We start from the raw sequence: 19,094 nt of genomic DNA on the forward strand, positions 1-19,094 counted from the left end.
GCATCGCAAGTTAAGTCTACATGAAGTTACGTTTAATGTAGCTCAATGTAGACTTAATGGGGGCAATCAAATAATGACTTCACTCCGTTACAGCGGCGATTTCGCCCTGCAAGGCACGAGTAAACTCCGTTTCCTGATGGCTAGTCAGCAATAAACGGTCAGTAGCGCGGGTCATTGCGACATACAATAGCTTGGCTTCGTCGACTGCACTTTCTGCTTCCGCACTAATAAAGCCCAGACCCGCAATCACCACCAGCGGAAATTCCAACCCCTTGCTGCTGTGGAAGGTCATCAGCTTTACGGTATCGTCCGCCGGGTTAAAACCTTTCTTACTCGCGGCATCGCGCAACCAAGCACAAGGCACGCCTTCCGCCTGTATTGCCTGCCACAACGCCGCGCCCTGTTGATAATGCCGGTACAACACCGCGATGTCTGCCCATGCGGTTCCACGTTCCTCATGCCATTGGCGTAACCAACGCACCACCCGTGCAGTTTCTTCCGCAAAACTGGGGAACAAACGGCAGACCGGCGCAAAGCTGTGCCGCCCCACCATTTCAGGGACAAGCAGCGGTATATGGTCATCATCGCTATCGTGCGGTTGCAAGTATTGCCGTGCAAATTGGTAAGCAAACCCAAAGATTTCATCGGTATTGCGATAATTAAGCCGCAGCACTGTCGTGCGCCCACGTGCCTGAATCCCCACACTCGACAGGCTGAATTTCAACGCTTTGCCTTGCTGATAAATCGACTGCGCGTCATCGTACAGCAACAGCAAGGAATCCTTTTCCGGGTCAACCATGCCGCTAATCAGTTTTAACCACGCGGGCTGAAAATCATGCCCCTCGTCAATCATGATTGCGCCATATTGCGCTTTGGGAATCCGCCCATTTTCCACCGCAGCACTGACGGTATTCACCAGCGCATTCAAATACTCAACCCCCTGTTCCGATGGGCGATCAATGTGATATGCCCGCAATTGTTCACCGCACCAATCGTGAAAGTGGTAAACGCTTACCTTGTCATCAATGGCTTTTTCTTGCATCAATGCCCGTAACCGCGCCGCTAATGCAATGTTGTAACACAGCACCAGAATGGGTTTGGCTAACACCTTTGCCAGATACAAACAACGGTACGCCAATATCAAGGTTTTGCCAGAACCGGCAACCCCGTGAATGACGCGATGCCCACGCCCCATGCTGCGAGCCAGTTGTTCCTGTTGCAGATCCATCACTTTCAGAATATCGGGCAACACGGTTTCGATGGGTTTATCCGCAACGTCCTCCAGTGGGTCAGCAAACAAACTGCCTTGGGAGGCAATACGAATCTCTGGGAAAATATGCCAACGGATACGATCCAATTGCGGCACGGTCAGCGGTTTGCTGAACTGGTAATCGAACATATTCCACAAACACTGCTGGAAATCTTCCGGGTCAGTATTTTCCAGCATTTCATCACTGCACAGGGTGCGATTCCACGGCAACACGGCTTGCAAATCGGTATTGCTAAACTGCTGGCGGCTCATATTGGTCAGTACCACGCCATAGCCGTAAGGGAACGCCAATTTGCCCTGATGCCTGCCCGCGTATTGAGTCAATTGCGGGTCTTGTTCGAGTTGCTGCACCAACTTATAAGCACATTGCCGCGCTTGTTCCAGCGGGTTGGTGACGGTTTTAACGCCTTGCGGGGTTAGCAAGGTCGCTGAGGCTTTGTCGATAGACTGAATGCTATCCAACTTCCAATCTTTGACTTCCAGCAGCAATAAGCCCCGCCAAGGATGCACAATAATGAAATCGGCGTAACGCTGGCGAAAACCTTCACCCACACGCGGCTCATACCAACACAGGTAATCATCTTCCAATAACTGTTCCAAACGCCGCGCAAAACGCTTTTCGCCGGAAGTCATGCGGTTGAGGCAACTTTGTAAAGAGGGGATTAACTTAGCCATTACTCAATTTTTTATCATTTTTAGTTGATTAAGCCGCTCATTCTTCCTCGGCAACAGTCGATCACAAACGGTCAAACGCCTCCGGCTCAACATCCGGTACGGCACGCATGACCTTGAGAAAATCTGCACGAGAAGCTTGAGCCGCTTCTTGTGCCAGATAATTTTTGGTCAGCAAGGCAGACATTTTTTCAGCCGCCGCTGTTACCAAAAATTGATTGATCGAGACACCATCTGCCTTTGCCAGCTCTTTGATCTTCTCATGTAATGATTGGGGTAAACGCAATGTCAGTGTAGTCATGATGTTTGACCTCTTAATAATTCAAGAAAACGCCCCGGCGTAATCGCTTCGATCCCAAAGGTATCAATATTGGCAAAATCACGTAGGTTGTGTGTCACGATGTAACGGCTAGAGGAGGCAACCGCTAGTTCCAGTACCATGTCGTCTTTTGGATCACTTAACCACGGTCGCCATAAAAAGAAAATGTCGTGATGGCTAGTGATTCCGCAGATGTAACGCAAAAACTGGAGAATTTCTGCTTTGCTGCTTGCCCCGGTCATGTGTTCGTCGCGGGTCAGCACATCCTGATATTCGGTATACAAGGGTACAGACAACGCCACCTGAAAATGTTCCAACGGTAATTGTGAAACAAGCGCGTAAGAAGCGCCTTTACTGGAGCGTAACGCCGACAACATCACATTGGTATCAATCACAATTCGTGTTTTCATGGTGTCATATATACAACCATTTGTAGTGGTCTGGCAAGTCTCTTGCCAAAACAGGCAATCCGCCTATACTGTCTGTATTAGCCATAACTGTCAGTGAGGATACCATGCAAGTCTTACCAGCCCTTGAGGTAAAAAGCAGGTTCGGGCGTGTTTCCAATATTGTGAAGTCTGGGGAGCTTGTCACCATCACCCAACATGGCGAACCGACGATGGTTTTGTTTCCACTCAAGCTTGCCCAAGAAGTTCTCAAAGTTTACCGCACACAGGGAAAACCCAATACCCAGCAAGATGAAGGTGAAGGGTTGTTAGCATGGCTCGAAGCCAGAACCGCCAAACCCGCTTTTGATGAGCAAGCAGAGAAAGAAAGAATCCTGCAAAAGCTTGAAGAGGCAACAGGGCGGAAATTGAAGCGGTTTGCCAGCAAGGAAGAGGCTTTAGCTGCTTCTGAGCGTGCTTACCAAGAAGCCAAGCAGAACAACCCAACACCCATGACAGAGGAAGAGGAAAACGAGCTGATGAAAATCATAGAAGAGGAGCGGGAAGCTGTATGGCAAGAACAGCAAGCAGAAAAAGCAAAACACCTTGCGTCTGTTAGTCCATAACCCGAACTCATCACGATGACTATCACTAAAAAACGGCTGGTACTGGATACAAACACACTCATTAGCGCTTTCCAAAACGAAACCTCTAGCAGTGCTTCATTTTTTAAGCAGGTAAAATACACCCACGAGCTGTTAGTTTCTGATGAAACGCTTTTAGAACTCACTAAAGTGATTTTCCGCCCCTACTTTGACAAGAAATTTGCAGGTAACGACGGCAAGCGAGAGGAGTTGCTGGCAGAGTAAATCAAAGGGGTCAGACTCGATTGATTATTGTTTGGTGTTGAGCTATCACTATTGTTTATAGAATCAATCGAGTCCGACCCCTTTGATTTTACATCGTAAACTGCTGAGCTGTATCACCCGCCTCTAAAAATTGCATAACCCGCGTGCATTCGCCCTGCACGGTGTCTGCCAGATAAGTCCAAAAGGCGGTATTTTCTACTGTGCGCACCACTACAGCAGTTGGGAGAAAGCGGCGCATTTCCTGCACAAAATAGCGATGAATATCTGGGTCATCACGCAACTGCTGGGAACGTTGTGCCATCAATTGCGTAAACTGTTGGGTCGCATAGCGATGATCAATCACCTTCTTTGCTACCAAGTCTAATGGAGCATTAATATTTTGTTGCCGCAACCAAGTGATGTCCCACAAGTCACGGTTTTTGATGCGATTAGGGCGTAACGCGAAAGCCACTAATTTGTCAGCAAGAATTTCTTCACGGCTTTCGGCTTGCAGGATCAGACCGGATGTTCCCATGTCCACCCCGTAATGGTTGCGTAATACCTGCGGGCGTTTGTCGTAACTGGGGATAGCGCAAATGTCGATGTTAATGCGCTGGGCAGGCAAATGCCGTTGTTTCGGCTGGGTAATCACCCGTAATTTCCACGTATCCACATTGCCCGATTCGCGGCTTGGCTCGCTGACTTCAACCGCAAGACCGTATTTTACCCGTAAACGTTCAACCAATACCGCGCCCAAGTGACTCAGGGTTTCACGCTGAAAGTCAGCACCGCCGGTAAAATCCAAATCTTCGCTTAAACGGTTAGAGCCGTAACACGCCCGCAAGCAAGTGCCACCGATGAAGGTCAATTGACTCAACAACCCCGCTTCCGCCATCTCCCGCAGGATGTCATGGTGCAGCAACTCTTTTTCCACCACGATGCGTAACGGGGCTAGATCACCTTGCTCTTGCATGGCTTGGGAAACAAGCTGGTCAAACAAGTTCATGGGCAACCTCCCAGTCAATTAAATCCGTATCGCGACAGGTGCGTTTCATATCGCGTAACGCCAATCCCACATTTGCCCGCCACAAATGGCAACGGGTGTCGTAAACCAGTTGGTTTGCCAAATCTGCTGCCTGCTTTTTGGTGTGGATGAATTCAATCTTGCCGAAGTTGCCACAATCCATAATATGCGTGCGTCCCGATGACATCAGCGTAACCCAGTTCATGGGAAGCTGAGAGATAACCCCCGCATCACTCAAGGCTGATTCCAGACTGATGTAATTAAATTCACCCGCCCGCAACCGCGCTGCCGCACGGTACAACAGCAAGCCATCGTTAGCGCAGGTTTCTGGGTAAAGGTATAAACCCCGGCAAATGCGTTTAAGCAAGCCAGTCTGCTCTGCACGGCTGAGTAATGCTTTGAATGCAGCAGGGGTTTGTTCCGGCATTGCGCCACGTAAATCACTCAAGGTGAACAAACAATGTTCACTGTTAGCCAGTGCTTTGAGCGTATTTGCCAAGTGTTTAATCGGTTGCATCGCTATTTAGGTCTACATGAAGTTACGCTTAGTGTAGCTCAATGTAGACTTAACGAGGGCAATCAAGGGTTATTTCGCTGAATCTTTCCGCCGTCACCACCTTCGGCACGAGCCGCCCGCTTTTCCCCGGTAACATCAGCACAATAGCGCGGTTGTGTGCATCGCTGTAGCTGACGTGTAGCGGTTTGTCGTTGCCGTAGAAATACAGGCGGTCAAACGGGGTGTTTTGCACGATCCATTGCGCGACTTCCAGCATGTTTTCATCGGGGACGATGAAATCACAGGCTGCACCCTTGCGTTCGCAGATCAGGTTGCCACGGGTATTTACTTCATGGGCGGCGTGTTGGTCGCGTTTGGGGTCGATGCTGCCCTTGATGTGTTTGGCGAGTTCGGGGGAACAGAAACCGTAGGTGAGTTCGATACCGCCAAAGTAATCCATTACCGGGTCGATAATGTGCAGGGCAAGCGCGGCGAGTGCGTTATAGGTGTCAGGCTGTTTGGGGAGGTTGGGTAAGCCGGTGTTGGCTTGGGTTGCGCCGCATTCGATGAAGTCGCGGAAGGTGTGGTATTGACCGCAGGGGTCATCCAACGCGGGGGTGTGTTGCGCGGGTTGCAGTTCAAAGCCCACGACTGCCAAGCGTAAACGCTGCAAAGTGGCATCGAATTGTTCGGGGGGCATTCCGTAACCGTCTACGGCAAATTCAGGGTGGGTTGCCAGCACCTGGTCAAAGGCAAGTTGTTCGGCGTAGTGCGGGAAATCGGGGGTGAGGAAACGCGCTTTCCGGTACAGGTAAGGCGGGGTGTAGGTGTCGCCGTATTTGTAATACTCGAAACGCTGATTGACTAGGCTGATTTTGATGCGTTCTAGCAAGCGCGGCAGGGGCGATTCTTCAAAGTCATCGTATTTCATCAGCGATAATTTGCCGGATTCGGCGTGGATTTTCAGCAAATCGGCGGAGGTCACGTCACCGAAAACGAAGGTGGCGCAACCGATGTAGACCCGCAGAATCGGCGGCAATGCCACGACTTGCGCGGTGTGGAAGGTGAATGCGCCTTCTTCATCGAGATAGCCATAGCCTTGCGCGGCGGCTTGTTGGCACATTTGGCGCAGCAACGCGGGGTTGCCTGCTGAGAATAACAGGCGTTCGCCGTCGGTTTGGGCGTGTTGGTAGTTTTGGAAGAAGGCTTTGACATCGCGCTTGAGGCTTTCCGGCAAGTGGCGGTAGATGCGTTGTTGGTCGAAACGGCGCATCGCAAAGTACACCGTGAGGTCATCGCGGCGGCCGTCGAAGGCGAGTTTCAGCAGTTCATCACCCTGGAAGCGTTGCAGGAATTTCAGGGCGCGTTGTGTTGTGCCGAATAGTTCTTTGCTGGCGGTAAGGTCGGGGAATTCGTCGTCTTGGGGCGGTCTGCCCAGTTCTAGCCAGCGTAGCCAGAGTGCATCCAATAAGGTTGCGTGTTGTTCGTAGAAGGCGCGTTCTTTGTCGGCTTTGGTGAGGCGGGCAGCGCGTTCGGCTTTGGGAGCTTTCTGCACTTTGGGTAATTGGCTGATCAGGCGATTGGCGGTAGCACGGTTGCGGTAGCGGCGTTCCAGAAATGCTTGTTCTGCGTCTTTGTCTTTGAATACGAAAAATACGCCGGGGCCGACGGCTACCGGGTCTTCATCGAGTACGTGACGCAAGTATTCGCGGAATTCTTCTTGGGAATAATAGCGTTGGAAGGTGTTGCGGCTGGTGAGTACGCCATCACGGAACAAACGCCCGCGTTCGGGGGATTGTTCGCCGAGCATGACCGCCGCGCACAGGAATTGGGTGCAAAGTTGGTATGCGCCTAACACAGCTTCCATGCGTTCGGTTTTGTCTTCGATCACGTTGATGACGAAGCCGAGGTTGACTATATCGGCACTGTGTTTGGGGTTTTCGGGGCAGAAATGCGGGTCCCAGCCATTGGCGGTGATGTCGTTTTGGCGCAGGATGTCTACGTCGCTACCTTTGCCACAACCGTAGTCGAAAATCGTGTGTTTGCCTTCCAGAAAGTCATGCTTGGCGAGGAGTTGCATGGGTTTGGAGAGGGCGTAGCGAGTTAGCGCGGTGCGGTGGCGTTCGACGTTGGAAGTCTTTTCGGTAGTTTCGGGTGGTGCTATTTCACTTCCATCGAGTTTAACCAGCATGTGATCGACGACTTTGTAGCCTGCATTGCGGAGGCGTTCTTCCCATTGTTTTTTATAGCCGATTTTGCGGGAGTCTTTGAAAAGTCCGGCATCTTCGAGTTGCTTGGTAAGCGCGGCGAATTTGGGAATGTCGGGGTGATCGGGGGGGAGAAGGAGTTCTTTGCGGTGGAGGATAGGGGGGTTGATTGACTTACCATAGTCTCGGTTTGATCTTTCTATTTTAGAGTCTTTCTTCTTTAGAGTTAGACTCATTAACAAACTAGGAAAATAATTCTCAAATATATCAGTATATATCAAAAATGAAATGGTATTTTGACGATTATTCGTCTTAAGGATATTTGCCGTCTCCAATTCAAAACTAGGCAATGATTTTATTTCAGATAAAATCATTGCGTCTAGTCTTGAAAGCTTTAAGGAATCAAGATAAATATAATGATCATTGCCAACTACTTTACCTTGCATTATGACCTAACGTATTTTTTAAAAATACTTTCATTAAGTGTAGATGATCTTCCTAGATTTTTGAGGAAGTCATTGTAGTCTTTGTACGCAATTTCAAGTATGTGTTTAATATCATCCTCAGAAAGTTCATTTTCATGGCGTCTGTGTTCTTTTGAGTAATTATCTTTGAATTTATTGAAAAGTTGTTTTGAAACATCTTGACGACATATTTCAAGCTGCTCGGCGATACGTTTATTCAATATCTCATTAGATGAACTCCATATTTCAAGCATTATATATCTATACTTTGGCCAAGAATTAGGCTTCATTTCGTTGAGAGATACAATTTGTCCAAAAGTAGTGTTACTGTTATGCAGAATTTTAATATCTCCATTGCTCTCATTAAACTGCATTTCCCCAATAAATAAATTAATTATTCGTTTAAATGATACCAATGATTTTGGATAAAAGAATTCATTGATTTGGGAAAGATACTCCACCAAAAGTGTTTCTATTGATGAATCATCTGTCTTATTATCTATTGCACACGCTTCTACCTCCCCAAAAAAGGTGCAAATCAGAGATGCTTGAAATGCCTGAGATGAAAATACATCATTATATAATTGTTTTATTGTTCTGTGTACTACATCTTTTATAGCAGTGCCGTCAGTAAGCTTTGATTTATCTTTGTTATCACGCAGGTAATATTCAGAGCGAATGCTGTAGAGTTCTTGAATCCTTGAGTCTAATCTTTTCTTTGTATCATTCAAATCTTTAAGAACCTTCTCGATTCTTGGTAAGTGTTTTAATGATAGTTTATCTTTTCTATCACTTAAGTCCTTCATGTATTCTTCAAATACATTAATCTCTCCTTGACCATTGAAAATCATTGAATTGATGTGAGTATCATCACTTCTTTTTATGTTACCTTTTAATTGCAAGGTCGCTTCACTGTATACTCTAAATGGCAAAAATTGCTTGTAAAATTTTATTATGAATTTTCCATAGAATAACATAAAATTTTTATTTAGAATGTCAGCAGACTCACTAGAAAAGTGGAAACGTGACAAACTGTCATATTGCTCTTGAAGTAAATCGTTATGACCATTTAGCTTCTCTAATCCAGTCTCAAAATCACTTCTATTACCAAACTTACCTTTTCTATCACCTAATCCTACTGTGGATTCCACGGTACTCAATACAAGATGTTCTATGGTATAGTAAAGGCTTTTAACGCTGCTAATTGCGATTGGATTATTTAATTTTTGCTTTTCTTCGTCGAGATCTATGTTATTTATATTAAGAAAATGATCAGAACGCTGATCGGACGAATCCTTTATCTCACTTAAGACAGATCGCATAAAAAATGAAATTAAATCATTGTCATCTAACAATAGATTTCGTGCGCCAGAAACTGGACGAGCTGTCTTGTTCAATGTTAAAAAAACTGATCGAGCTGCTTTTTCGAGACTATAATCACCATTATAGTTAATGTCTAAACTAGGAACTGTACATATGATTACTGGCAATTCAACCTCTTTAAGATTGAATTGTCTAATGGGAACCTCTAAAAACCCGGCGTATTGCAACGGTTAGCGTTGGCCTATCGGCATTTTGTTAAAAAAACACCAACCCATCTCAATTTTTAGCACACCAAGCCACAATCAGGTTGTTTTTCCGCATTTTTGCTGTTTTTTCGGGAATTTCTCCATCAAATGGGCACAACTCCGCCCTCTCTGAGCGAACAGAGCCGACGCAGGTTATACACGGTTGCTTTGATGCTGAGGCCGAATACTGCCCGTGCCAACCCAATGCTGCGGATGGCTTTGCCACCCATCGCACAGATTGACCCAAACACATGCTCAACCCGTGCGCGGGGTCTGGCGATGCGGGTGTTGCGGCGTTTCTGGCAGTCGGATTGCGGCTTGCCTTTCTTGGCTTTGTGCTGGATGTGTAACCGCCAGCTACCTTGGTTGAGGCGTTGTTCACGGGATTGGTCTTCATAACCTTTGTCCGCCCATACGTCACGGCTGGTGTTGGCTCGGTCAAGCACCGCTTCAAAATGGTTGGTGTCATGCTCTTTGGCGGTGCTGATGTGGCGTTTGCGGATGAGTTTGTATTTCCGATCGGCACTGATACTGAGTTTGTAGCCGTGGTAGCTTTTGCCGTGTTTTTTCGTCCAGCTTGCTTCCGTATCCTTTTGGCGACGTTGGGCAGGTGTCCAGCCAGCGGGTGTTGCCGCTTGTTCCAACAGCGCTTTTTCTTCTTTGTGGAAATGTTGTTTAGGGGCTTCCACCAGCGTGGCATCGACGATTTGACCACCACGGGCAATAAAACCGTGTTGTTGTAATTGCCGTTGGACGGCATCAAACAGGGCATCCGCACCACCTGCCGCACTGATCCGTTCACGGAATACCCACAAGGTATTGGCATCCGGGATCGTGCTGGAATGACGCAGGCCACAAAACCGTTGGAACGACAGCCGGTCAAGCAATTGGTATTCCAATGCCTCGTCCGACAGGTTGTACAGGTGTTGCAACACCAAGACCCGTACCATCAGTTCCGTTGGGTAGGGTGGACGGCCTCCTCGCTTGTCACTTGGGCGTGGGGCGATGTGGTCGATTTCTGCTGCCAAGGCGACAAAGTTGACGTGCTGGTTCAGCGTGGACAGCAGGTCGCCCTTGCGGTCGAGTTTCTGTTCACGCTCTTCGGCGGCAAACAGACTGGTTTTGATGGCACTTTTCTTGGGCATGGCTAGTAACGGGGCGGTGGCTCAGATGAGCATTTTCTCACATTTGTGTGGGTATCAGTGGGTTTTTAGAGGTTCCCTAATGTAATCAGGAGTCCATTCTTCATAATATGGTTCATAAGGTTTTCTTTTGCTATCACTCCACTCATTATTGATGTTTCGGTATAAAGCTAACAATGCCATTGCTCGATGTTGTCCATCAACAATAACAAGCTTGCATCTTTTATTGTTAAATCTAAATTTAACTAATTGCTTTTTCAATATGACATTGTTAGGCATCATCGGTTGTTCAAACTGAAAAACCTCACTGCCAATTTCTCCTGAACGAGTAATATACCATTTAGCAATACCATTTTTCTTTTCATTTGACTCAAAAGCAGTAACTTTAGGGTATCTTTTTTCTGGGTTTGCTCCGATGGATTCTATTGGCAAAGCCATTATGACTATAGGTGGAAAAAATTTTACGGAGACTGTATTTTCTTCATCTAAAATATAAGGAATTAACTTTGAAGATACCCTTGCATCATTAATATCCCTTTGCATTATTTGGTCAAAGTCTAAAGATTTTGTATCGAAAATTTCTCGAACAGGTGCTAATTCACTTAGTATTTGGCTATTTTGAGAGTTTTCAAAATCCAAACCAACATGTGTCAAAAAATATTTGACTTCAAGAGACGAATGCCCATCACTTCCATCTCCTATCTTAAAGGAACCAGTTGTTCCTTCTAATGTTGTATTGAGTGCTGATTCGACTTCGATTGAAAATGCATCTTCATTCATATTAATTTCTTCCCAATACTGGATAATTAACCCGATTCAAAATATTTTCTAAGGAAACATGCATATTTTCATCTTTAGATGTTTCCTGAATAGTAATGTACAAATTGTTTAATCTAAACTTTCTTTTTACGACACGAGCCGCAAAGCTATCTTCATAGAAAAAATATTCGTCTACAATAGCTTTGTATTTTTGAATGTTATTTTTGTGTATTGTTATTCTCTGATGTAGATTTCCAGCCATTCCAATATACAAAGGTCTCATAAAGTTAGGTGATATATCCTTGAGTATCTTGGCTATTTCAAATAATGTTTCAGGCTTTTCACATAAACGCTCTAATAATCCTTGGGATATTTCATGCTTTGGGTATAATTCGCCTTGATACTTAAGTTTCAACTTTCCTTCAATTGATGCGACATATGGCTGTTCTTCATAGTGAGAAAAAATTTTCTCAATCAGAAAATCCCGCATAATTCGAGATTTGCATTCAAAACCTTTTTCTTCGTTTATTTTTTGAATGGTATATTCAATATCTCGCCTACCGATTTCATGCACATAATACCATGCATATATCCCTGGGGATTCAGGAATATGGCCTAATAAGATTTGATTCCACGTTATTTTCATATGTTATAAAGAACAGATAATACAGGATTGGTCTTCAGGGTCATCATCATCCTGGTTCTTGAGCGTATCCTGCCATTTGACTGGATAAATGATATTTGCCTTACATACAGCTTTTTCTTTCTCCCTTTTCTCTGCATGTGCAACAACTTCTTCTAAGGTTTTTCCTTGTACCCACGTGTAACCTTGTCCTGCTTCTTTCTCAATACGGACTGCATCAGCAAACCGATCAGGATGGGCACGTTTCAATCCCAGCCATTCATCTTGGCGTTGAAAGAAACAAAAATAGCACCCAGAACGACTACGCCATTGGTAATACTCAGGAATACCCACAGTATCTTCCAGAATTTTAAAAATATCTGCCCTGATCAAGCTATCTTCAATAAAAGGAAAAACAGCTTGAATGGTATCTTTTTGACTGACATACCCCTCTCGGTTTTCATCAGCCCGAATACCAATATAAGTCACGACTGGATCATCACCGACAAAAGCTTCAAATGGTTTGATTTTCATCATGCGAGTACACCAACTAGGGCAATCGCATTAAATATATCTTGTTTTACAAAGCCCTAAGTTTTAGGCTTGGTAGCCCCTGGTCTGCCTGTAACGATTTTTAGTAGGTAATCCTCATCCCAGCCTGCGTTAAGACGTTTGTTTTTCACGCCGAGCTTGACGGTTTTTTCGGTTTTGACCAAATTGAGGGCAATATGCCGAACAACCGCCATATTCGCATCGCTGTTACCGGAACGCATTCGTTGGTCATCTTCGCGGAAAGCGTAGTCCAATACCCAATGCAAATTGTTCTCGATGCCCCAATGCGCACGCACGATTTGCCCTAAACGTTCAGGGTTTGAGGCTTCCATACTGGTGATGAAGTAACGGGTTTCTTCCGTGGTTTTGTCCTTGCATTCGCGGGTAGCCGTCACAGCAATGATGCTAGTGAGCTTAGGCCAATGAACATGGTCTTTCTTTAACCAGTCGATAGCTGATGTGGCGCGTACACTACGGGTCTCAATCCGTCCATGTCCACCGTCATAGCTGACATGTCCCACGGGTGGGCAGGTGTTAGCCGATTCAAAGAACAGCTTTACGTCTTGGTGAAGTGTGCCTTGATTACCCTTTAAGCTGAGCAGGTAATCTGCACCTTTGTCTACGATTTGTAGGGCAATGGCGGTTTGGCATCCCATCGCATCCAGCGTCACCACTGCTCCTGCAATATCCAGTTGCATCAATAGTTTAGGGATGGCAGTGATTTCATTGGACTTGTCATCCACCCGCTGCTGACCTAGCACCAACTGGTTTTGAGTTGCCCAAGCACTGACCATGTAAATGGCCGACTTATCTGATGCGCTATCAAGGCTACGGCGCAGGCATTTACCATCAATGGCAATGATTTCACCGTCACTAAGGTCGCCCAAGTCTGCCACCCAGCGACTAAAACACTCACTGAACTGCTGGGTGTCGATCAACCCAAAAACGCGCCCAAAGGTATCGTGTGACGGGATACCATGCTTCAAATCCAGTACGCTGGTGAACCACTTTTCTTTGGCTCTGCCAAACTGTTCGATGGATGCCCAGTCATCCGCGCCGCAAATCACCGCGCACAGCGTGATAAAGAAAATGTCGCTCAGTTTGTGTCGCTTACGGCGATCTAAGCGTGGGTCAGGGATTGAAGCAAAGTGTTCGAGTATCGAGGCTGTCGGGCGGAGTTTCATCAGGCAACCAAAAGCATGAAAGGAAACAAGCTTAAGGGACTTTTGTCAAGACCATTTTAATGCGATTACCCTAGTACACCAACGTTGCTTGGGAGATGGCAAGTAATTATTGTGCAACTTTAACCAGTGTTCAAAGTTCCGCTCTGAACTCAGGTATTCGATTTTCTTACCTAAATATGCCTCAAGTTTCTCAAGAAAATCATAGACTTCTGGTAGTTCGGCTCCTGTATCAGTGAAAAAGTACTCTACTCGATTGTGAATTTCCGGGTAATGATCTCTAAGGTAAATTGCAAGAGCCGCACTATCCTTTCCACCCGACAAGCCTAATACGTGGCGTGAATTATCAAGTTGCGAAGCTTCATGTATGCTTAGATGCTTAGTCACGCTTCACCTTCCTAAGTTTTGGCTGAGAAATATTGACAGTCTTCTGAGATGACTGATAATCAGACAAGAAATCATCCAATAATTCTGCTAATACAGCAAGTTGTAATTCCTTATCCACGCTCGAAAGCTCATATTGGATACATTGCTTCAACTTATCGGTGGCTATTCGCTGATTTTTGCTTATGGCTACGGGTTGTTGACGTTCAGGTGAACCCTTCCGAATAGATTTGACTAAGATGACATCAAATTCATCATCTGTTTGCCGTTTTCTTTGGTCATGGATGCGTAAAGACTCAAGATCAAGCATTCGTCGAGAATACTCGCTCAACCGCCAATCCGCTTGTGTCTTATCACCATCAAGCCATTTCTCTGGCGATTTCTTACCAAGAAACATCAAAATACCGATAAACCAATCGTGATCAACCTTATCCGTATTGGTAAGACGGTTGATGAATGCTTTCAATCCATCGGTATCTACCGTATATATTTCAAGTCCTATATAACGCCCTGTGATGTGTCGCATCTCAGAAATCGTTGCATCGGCGTTTAGACGTAGAGCCTGTGCCAATAGTTTTTGCTGCTCATCTAACATCTTGGAATAAGCATGTTTCAATGCGCTCAATGTATCTTTTAACTTTTCAACATAGCCATCGAATTTGGCTTGTTCGGTTGCTCTTATCTCGAAACCTAGTGCTTGGGGAATTCCCTCAAACAATAATTGTTCGGGTGATTTAGATAAGTGGAATGCATTACGGAATGCCTTAGCGTGTTCAGGCAAGTCACTAGTCTTTTGTGTGTATTCATTCAAACCACCCACAAATGTAGCTAGTGGTTTGATAGCCTGAACTACACTTCGTGTCTTGCCATCGGTGAATAAGGCAGTCATGTATTCTTTGAAAATAGTGGCGCGGATACCTTCAATTCTAAACAGTTGCACCTTGAACAGTTCTGGTGTTTTCACAAAACGTTCTAAGACATCTTTACTGAGTGTCGGGAGGTACTGACCGTCTTCGTATAAAGCTAATTCGTCTTGATGTACAAAGTAAGCCGCCAAATACAACACAGGCAACACACCATTTTTTAGACCAAATGGTATTGAAGTTAAGATGCCATCCAGATCACTGAAAGGTCGAGCTTTCTGCTCAGTTGAATTCAGAAACTCCTCAATTTCCGTCCAAGTTGCCTGTAAAGAACTGCCACTAGTGGGTGAGAAAAATCCCCATTTACCTGTTTCATCCTGCCGATGAATGCCGGACTCACGCAATAACGCAAGATACATAGCTTTTTCAGGCGGGAATTTTTCAATACCTAAAGCTTCTTCATCTGGATGCAACAGCATCATTTCAAGTAATTTGTTACGCCCTGCGGCTGCTTGGCTTGATGGTTTGTCGCGGTTGATCAGTTCATTTTTGATCGTTGGCATTCGGCAATACAAGCTACCTAATATGTCAGATAGTTTGTTTTGAAACGTCCGTTTACCATCAATCTGAACAGGTTTACCTCGCCAATACCATTGGCTACGTTGAGGCTGCTCTAACAGTAGGTGAACTTGAGTTTCTTCCGCCTGTAGTGCCGCTTGGTAGTAATCTCTGAACTCTCGTTGTGCGACTGAATCAGAATGTAGCTCTTGGGATTTGTTTTGCACGGCTTCTAATGCTAAAACATCGGCAACTGCATCGCGTAGTGCTGCTGCATGAGGGTATTTCACCAATACATCAAGCGGCGAGGCATGAGCAACGACTTGCTTAATAAAGGTTTCATCGTCCCGTTGATCTTCAGCGAGATAGAAAACAATACGCGGAACACTCGCACTTTCGCCAATTTGATTCACTGAACTGGCATCAGTAAACGCCGTCGTGAAATAGTGCATTGCTCCTTTTTGAATGGAGAATTTGCGTGCAACAATCGGCATTCCACCATGTTGCCTACTAAGGCGTTCTGCAAGGCTGAATACACCTAATTTACCGCGTTCTTCCTGCAAGCGGAGTTCTAAATCAAAGTCACTACCTTGCCATACACGGTACTCGTTGTTGTACTTGCGTAATTGTAGAACTGCACGTTTCTGCAACACTTCCAACGCATTCGTGACAGCATCAGAGTCATGCAAACAATAACTGAGGATTTCCTTAGAGGCTTTTAAGCCCGCTTGCGCCCCGATCAGATTCAACAAACCAACGGTTTTCAGAACTCTCACTGCATCAGGGTTGTCATCGCCTAAACGCTCTAACGCGGTGACAACTTCTGTCCAACGACGATGTGTAAGATGGTCAACGACCGCAGCAGGTTGGTTACTAATAAAGTAGTCGTAAATTTCCCAAGGGTAAATCCAATCACCAAGACGCTCTAAACGTTTGAGACTATCCTGAAATCCAAATGCCTCTGTGCTTCCCAAATAGTTGAATAAGGTGCGCTCATTTTGAGCCACTTTTTGGCAAAGCAGTGGCAACAACAATGCACTGATAGGGTGTAACGGATAGCATTGTTGGAACAATTGACTAGCAGAATGCTGATCTAAAGTGCTTGGCAAAGCCTGCCACTTACCTAATAAATCAGATAATTGTTCTGTTTCTTTCGTTACTGCCTTTGGAAGTTTTTTAGGTTGTTCAACGGCTTTACTAACAATTCGTAAAGTTTGTTCTGCGGACTCTAGGAAAGGAATAACTTCAAAACGTCCTTGAACTTTTGCCCATTCATTACGTTGAGTACGACCTAATCCACGCGCATATTGTTCAAACGATTGGTGCAGCAACACGAACACTGAAAGAATTGCTCCTTTCTCATCTTCACAGCCTTTATATGCCTGCTCAGCCAATGCTTGTAACAAGTAAATATCGTTTGCTTCAGGGTGACGAGCTTCATACTCTAGGAACTTACCTAGCTCATCAATCACAATCAAAACACCGTAGCCTCCTGCACTAGCCACTGCTTCTTGTAACTGGTTGATCGTATCAATCGTTTCCGTAACGGTAATATGATCTTGTGCAGATAAGTGAGCTAATTGTTCAAGTACTAACGGATACTGCCGTTGTCCACGAGAGAAGAATGCCGTAGCTCCCTCATGTAATGATTTAGCAAGTCGTTTACTTAGTGGCTCAGGGCTGCCGGTCAAGAAAACTCTGCAATGCTCCAATGACTCCCCATTTTCATCCCAAAACTGGTCAATAACTATCTCATTGCAACGTGCTAGGACTGCTTGAGCCGCATCCGTGGCTACATCATCTGCTGCGCCTAACAAGTGCGAAAGAAATACGGCAAAGGATGACTTTCCCGAACCATATGGCCCCATTAGCGTCCATGCGCGAGGCATACTTTTCACTGTTGTAATGGTTTCGCCGACACGCGCCAATGTATCCAATGCACGAGTGGTTGGAATATAGGCATTAACAATAGCTAGTGAGTCAGCATCGCGCTCAAGGTTAATTGAACGTGTGTAATTTGTATTGACTTGTATTTGTCCGGCTAAGCTCATGCTGCTGCCTCAATAAAGTTCGATTGTTTGTAGTAACGGCGCAGGTAACTCATAGGTTCAAGTTGGGCATCACTTGTTCTGAAAAGCACTCTGACTCCTGCTGTTTCCCGAAACCTGAATGGCGTATCTTTTCTCTGCTCTAATTTTTCTAGTTTATAGAGAAAAGCACTTTCAGTCAGGCAAAATACGGCTCCCGGTGCTGGATAGTCATTTTTGCCATACATCAAATCTTCGATAGCCAATGCCTTTTCTCCTGTCGCATTGAACAGCGATGCAACTGCATAAGCAAGCACCTCGATAGGCAAGTGTCCATGATCGCCCACCTGTACCTTGTATGTTTTGTTGTCAGGTAATAATGACAAGAGTTTGATGGATGCAAACGGCGTATCTAAAAACTCGTCTGAGAACTGCTTAGCTTTCGGGCGGGTATCGGAATACATACGCAAAGCGACAGCTACATCATTTTTAAGTGTGTTTTTAGATGGTTTTATATTGCTATTCTGTTTTAAAAAATCCACTAAAGAATCAATAGCTTGTTCTGATGTAAATTCTGGTTTGTGATAACGATTGAACATCCAGTAGGCGCAAGTTGCCTGTTCAGGATTGCTTGCCATGTGCCAATGTAATAACCAAATTGTAGCTTCATCCTCAAGATAGGGATCAACACCTTCGTTCTCATCAAAGATGAAATGCCCCAGTTTTGTCGGATGGTAGCCTGTTCCTGTTTTTTCGATGATTTGGGTAGCTTGCGCCCAGTAACGAATAGCATTGACCATGTTTTTACCAACGCCAAGTCTAACAGTCGCATCATCTGCATCAAATACTGCGGAATCAGTTACTACCTCTTGATAGGCTTTGGTCAGCCAACTGTAACGCAAGGGGAATGTTTCATGTCTGCCGAAAGACATGCTTTTAGGGTTAAATTTCATGATTTGTAACCTTTACGCTAACGCTAGGAGGTGCATGATGTGTGAATCCTAGTGTTAGTTGTTGTTTGCCCTTTAGGAAGTTTTCAACATGAGCAAGAAACCACGCCTTCATATTTGAATTTTCTTTTTCAAGTTGTTCGTATAGCTCTTGTTTGGTTTCTGGGTCAATTTCGATGACAATTCGACCACTTGTTCCCCTAGCCATGCCTTAAGCCTCAATGTTACATTACACAGACTATGTAACATTACATACGTATTCCCTGCAAATAAAATTGATGGATAACAAAATCATATATCTGTTCTATGAGGTTTAATAAACGATGACATCAGAAAATTTGTTAAGCCGCATCACGGTTGAAACAGGCAAATGTGGCGGTCGCCCTTGCATTCGCGGCTTGCGTATCCGTGTACAAGATGTGCTGGGGATGCTGGCTGAAGGCATGGAAACCAAAGAGATTCTTGAGGACTACCCCTATTTGGAAGCAGCCGACATCCGCGCCGTGCTGATGTATGCCGCTCGCTAATTCCGCTTGCCTATCACATGCACATGTAGGTGAAACACGGTTTGCCCTGCCGCCTCCCCAACATTCACCCCGATGTTATAGCCTGCGGGCTGGTGTTGGGTATCCAATTGCTGCTGGGTGAGATGCAGCAATTAAAGAACCTCACCCCCCGCCCCCCTCTCCTTGACAGGCGAGGGGTTGGGGTGAGGTTCTTCATCTGTGTCTGAACAATTACAACGTAACTGGAAGCCGCGTTATAGCCTGCGGGCTGGTGCTGGGTATCCAATTGCTTCTTG

At 45.5% G+C, this 19,094-nt stretch carries 20 protein-coding genes; 3 read left to right on the forward strand and 17 right to left on the reverse strand.

Annotated elements, in window-relative coordinates; translation table 11 throughout:
- Positions 1-79: 79 nt before the first annotated feature.
- The 3 genes from L2Y54_RS03020 to L2Y54_RS03030 form a co-directional block, all read right to left on the reverse strand.
- The gene (locus L2Y54_RS03020; RefSeq protein WP_236499748.1) at positions 80-1,945 is read right to left on the reverse strand and encodes a 3'-5' exonuclease; all 1,866 of its coding nucleotides are present in this window, start codon (positions 1,943-1,945) and stop codon (positions 80-82) included.
- 61 nt (positions 1,946-2,006) lie between these two features.
- Positions 2,007-2,243: a YlcI/YnfO family protein gene (locus L2Y54_RS03025; protein WP_093065262.1), complete on the reverse strand. Its 237-nt coding sequence runs from the start codon at positions 2,241-2,243 to the stop codon at positions 2,007-2,009.
- A complete protein-coding gene (locus L2Y54_RS03030; RefSeq protein WP_093065260.1) occupies positions 2,240-2,671 on the reverse strand; it encodes a putative toxin-antitoxin system toxin component, PIN family in 432 nt (143 codons plus the stop codon). Before L2Y54_RS03030 ends, L2Y54_RS03025 begins: the two co-directional genes overlap by 4 nt.
- Before the next feature lie 104 nt (positions 2,672-2,775).
- On the opposite strand from L2Y54_RS03030, the gene L2Y54_RS03035 reads away from it, so the two are divergent.
- Together L2Y54_RS03035 and L2Y54_RS03040 are read left to right on the forward strand one after the other, a co-directional pair.
- Positions 2,776-3,273 (forward strand): type II toxin-antitoxin system Phd/YefM family antitoxin, encoded by a 498-nt coding sequence (locus L2Y54_RS03035; protein ID WP_236499749.1) that lies wholly within the window; start codon positions 2,776-2,778, stop codon positions 3,271-3,273.
- 15 nt (positions 3,274-3,288) lie between these two features.
- The gene (locus L2Y54_RS03040) at positions 3,289-3,516 is read left to right on the forward strand and encodes a PIN domain-containing protein (RefSeq protein ID WP_236499750.1); all 228 of its coding nucleotides are present in this window, start codon (positions 3,289-3,291) and stop codon (positions 3,514-3,516) included.
- An 88-nt stretch (positions 3,517-3,604) separates the two neighbouring features.
- Here the strand turns inward: L2Y54_RS03040 and L2Y54_RS03045 are convergent, their stop codons facing one another.
- The 13 genes from L2Y54_RS03045 to L2Y54_RS03105 form a co-directional block, all read right to left on the reverse strand.
- Positions 3,605-4,501, reverse strand: a complete 897-nt coding sequence (locus tag L2Y54_RS03045) for a nucleotidyl transferase AbiEii/AbiGii toxin family protein (protein ID WP_236499752.1) — start codon at positions 4,499-4,501, stop codon at positions 3,605-3,607.
- On the reverse strand, positions 4,488-5,036 hold the full coding sequence (gene abiEi / locus L2Y54_RS03050; RefSeq protein ID WP_236499754.1) for a type IV toxin-antitoxin system AbiEi family antitoxin: 549 nt from the start codon (positions 5,034-5,036) through the stop codon (positions 4,488-4,490). The genes L2Y54_RS03045 and abiEi overlap by 14 nt, the downstream gene beginning before the upstream one ends.
- Positions 5,037-5,085: 49 nt before the next feature.
- Entirely contained in the window at positions 5,086-7,458 is a 2,373-nt protein-coding gene (locus L2Y54_RS03055; protein ID WP_236499755.1) for a DNA phosphorothioation-associated putative methyltransferase, read from the reverse strand.
- Positions 7,459-7,667: 209 nt separating this feature from the next.
- On the reverse strand, positions 7,668-9,176 hold the full coding sequence (locus tag L2Y54_RS03060; protein ID WP_236499756.1) for a hypothetical protein: 1,509 nt from the start codon (positions 9,174-9,176) through the stop codon (positions 7,668-7,670).
- 182 nt (positions 9,177-9,358) lie between these two features.
- Positions 9,359-10,399 (reverse strand): IS5 family transposase, encoded by a 1,041-nt coding sequence (locus L2Y54_RS03065; RefSeq protein ID WP_236497348.1) that lies wholly within the window; start codon positions 10,397-10,399, stop codon positions 9,359-9,361.
- Positions 10,400-10,453: 54 nt separating this feature from the next.
- Positions 10,454-11,176 (reverse strand): hypothetical protein, encoded by a 723-nt coding sequence (locus L2Y54_RS03070; RefSeq protein ID WP_236499757.1) that lies wholly within the window; start codon positions 11,174-11,176, stop codon positions 10,454-10,456.
- A 1-nt stretch (position 11,177) separates the two neighbouring features.
- On the reverse strand, positions 11,178-11,729 hold the full coding sequence (locus L2Y54_RS03075) for a hypothetical protein (RefSeq protein WP_236499758.1): 552 nt from the start codon (positions 11,727-11,729) through the stop codon (positions 11,178-11,180).
- Between the two features lie 75 nt (positions 11,730-11,804).
- The gene (locus tag L2Y54_RS03080) at positions 11,805-12,314 is read right to left on the reverse strand and encodes a hypothetical protein (RefSeq protein WP_236499759.1); all 510 of its coding nucleotides are present in this window, start codon (positions 12,312-12,314) and stop codon (positions 11,805-11,807) included.
- Positions 12,315-12,367: 53 nt separating this feature from the next.
- Positions 12,368-13,513: an ISAs1 family transposase gene (locus L2Y54_RS03085; RefSeq protein WP_236499760.1), complete on the reverse strand. Its 1,146-nt coding sequence runs from the start codon at positions 13,511-13,513 to the stop codon at positions 12,368-12,370.
- 45 nt (positions 13,514-13,558) lie between these two features.
- Positions 13,559-13,897, reverse strand: a complete 339-nt coding sequence (locus L2Y54_RS03090; protein WP_236499761.1) for a phosphoadenosine phosphosulfate reductase domain-containing protein — start codon at positions 13,895-13,897, stop codon at positions 13,559-13,561.
- Positions 13,890-17,366 carry a hypothetical protein gene (locus L2Y54_RS03095; protein WP_236499762.1) on the reverse strand — a complete coding sequence of 1,159 codons (3,477 nt, stop codon included), beginning with the start codon at positions 17,364-17,366 and terminating at the stop codon, positions 13,890-13,892. The genes L2Y54_RS03090 and L2Y54_RS03095 overlap by 8 nt, the downstream gene beginning before the upstream one ends.
- The gene (locus L2Y54_RS03100; protein WP_236499763.1) at positions 17,363-18,295 is read right to left on the reverse strand and encodes a DUF4007 family protein; all 933 of its coding nucleotides are present in this window, start codon (positions 18,293-18,295) and stop codon (positions 17,363-17,365) included. The genes L2Y54_RS03095 and L2Y54_RS03100 overlap by 4 nt, the downstream gene beginning before the upstream one ends.
- Positions 18,285-18,500 carry a hypothetical protein gene (locus L2Y54_RS03105; protein WP_236499764.1) on the reverse strand — a complete coding sequence of 72 codons (216 nt, stop codon included), beginning with the start codon at positions 18,498-18,500 and terminating at the stop codon, positions 18,285-18,287. The genes L2Y54_RS03100 and L2Y54_RS03105 overlap by 11 nt, the downstream gene beginning before the upstream one ends.
- Before the next feature lie 115 nt (positions 18,501-18,615).
- On the opposite strand from L2Y54_RS03105, the gene L2Y54_RS03110 reads away from it, so the two are divergent.
- Entirely contained in the window at positions 18,616-18,819 is a 204-nt protein-coding gene (locus L2Y54_RS03110; RefSeq protein ID WP_236499766.1) for a DUF433 domain-containing protein, read from the forward strand.
- Here the strand turns inward: L2Y54_RS03110 and L2Y54_RS03115 are convergent.
- Positions 18,816-18,950 (reverse strand): HIT family protein, encoded by a 135-nt coding sequence (locus tag L2Y54_RS03115; RefSeq protein ID WP_236499767.1) that lies wholly within the window; start codon positions 18,948-18,950, stop codon positions 18,816-18,818. The genes L2Y54_RS03110 and L2Y54_RS03115 overlap by 4 nt on opposite strands.
- Positions 18,951-19,094 lie beyond the last annotated feature (144 nt).

Origin of the sequence: Thiothrix winogradskyi (genome assembly GCF_021650935.1) — a bacterium.
GTDB lineage: Bacteria > Pseudomonadota > Gammaproteobacteria > Thiotrichales > Thiotrichaceae > Thiothrix > Thiothrix winogradskyi.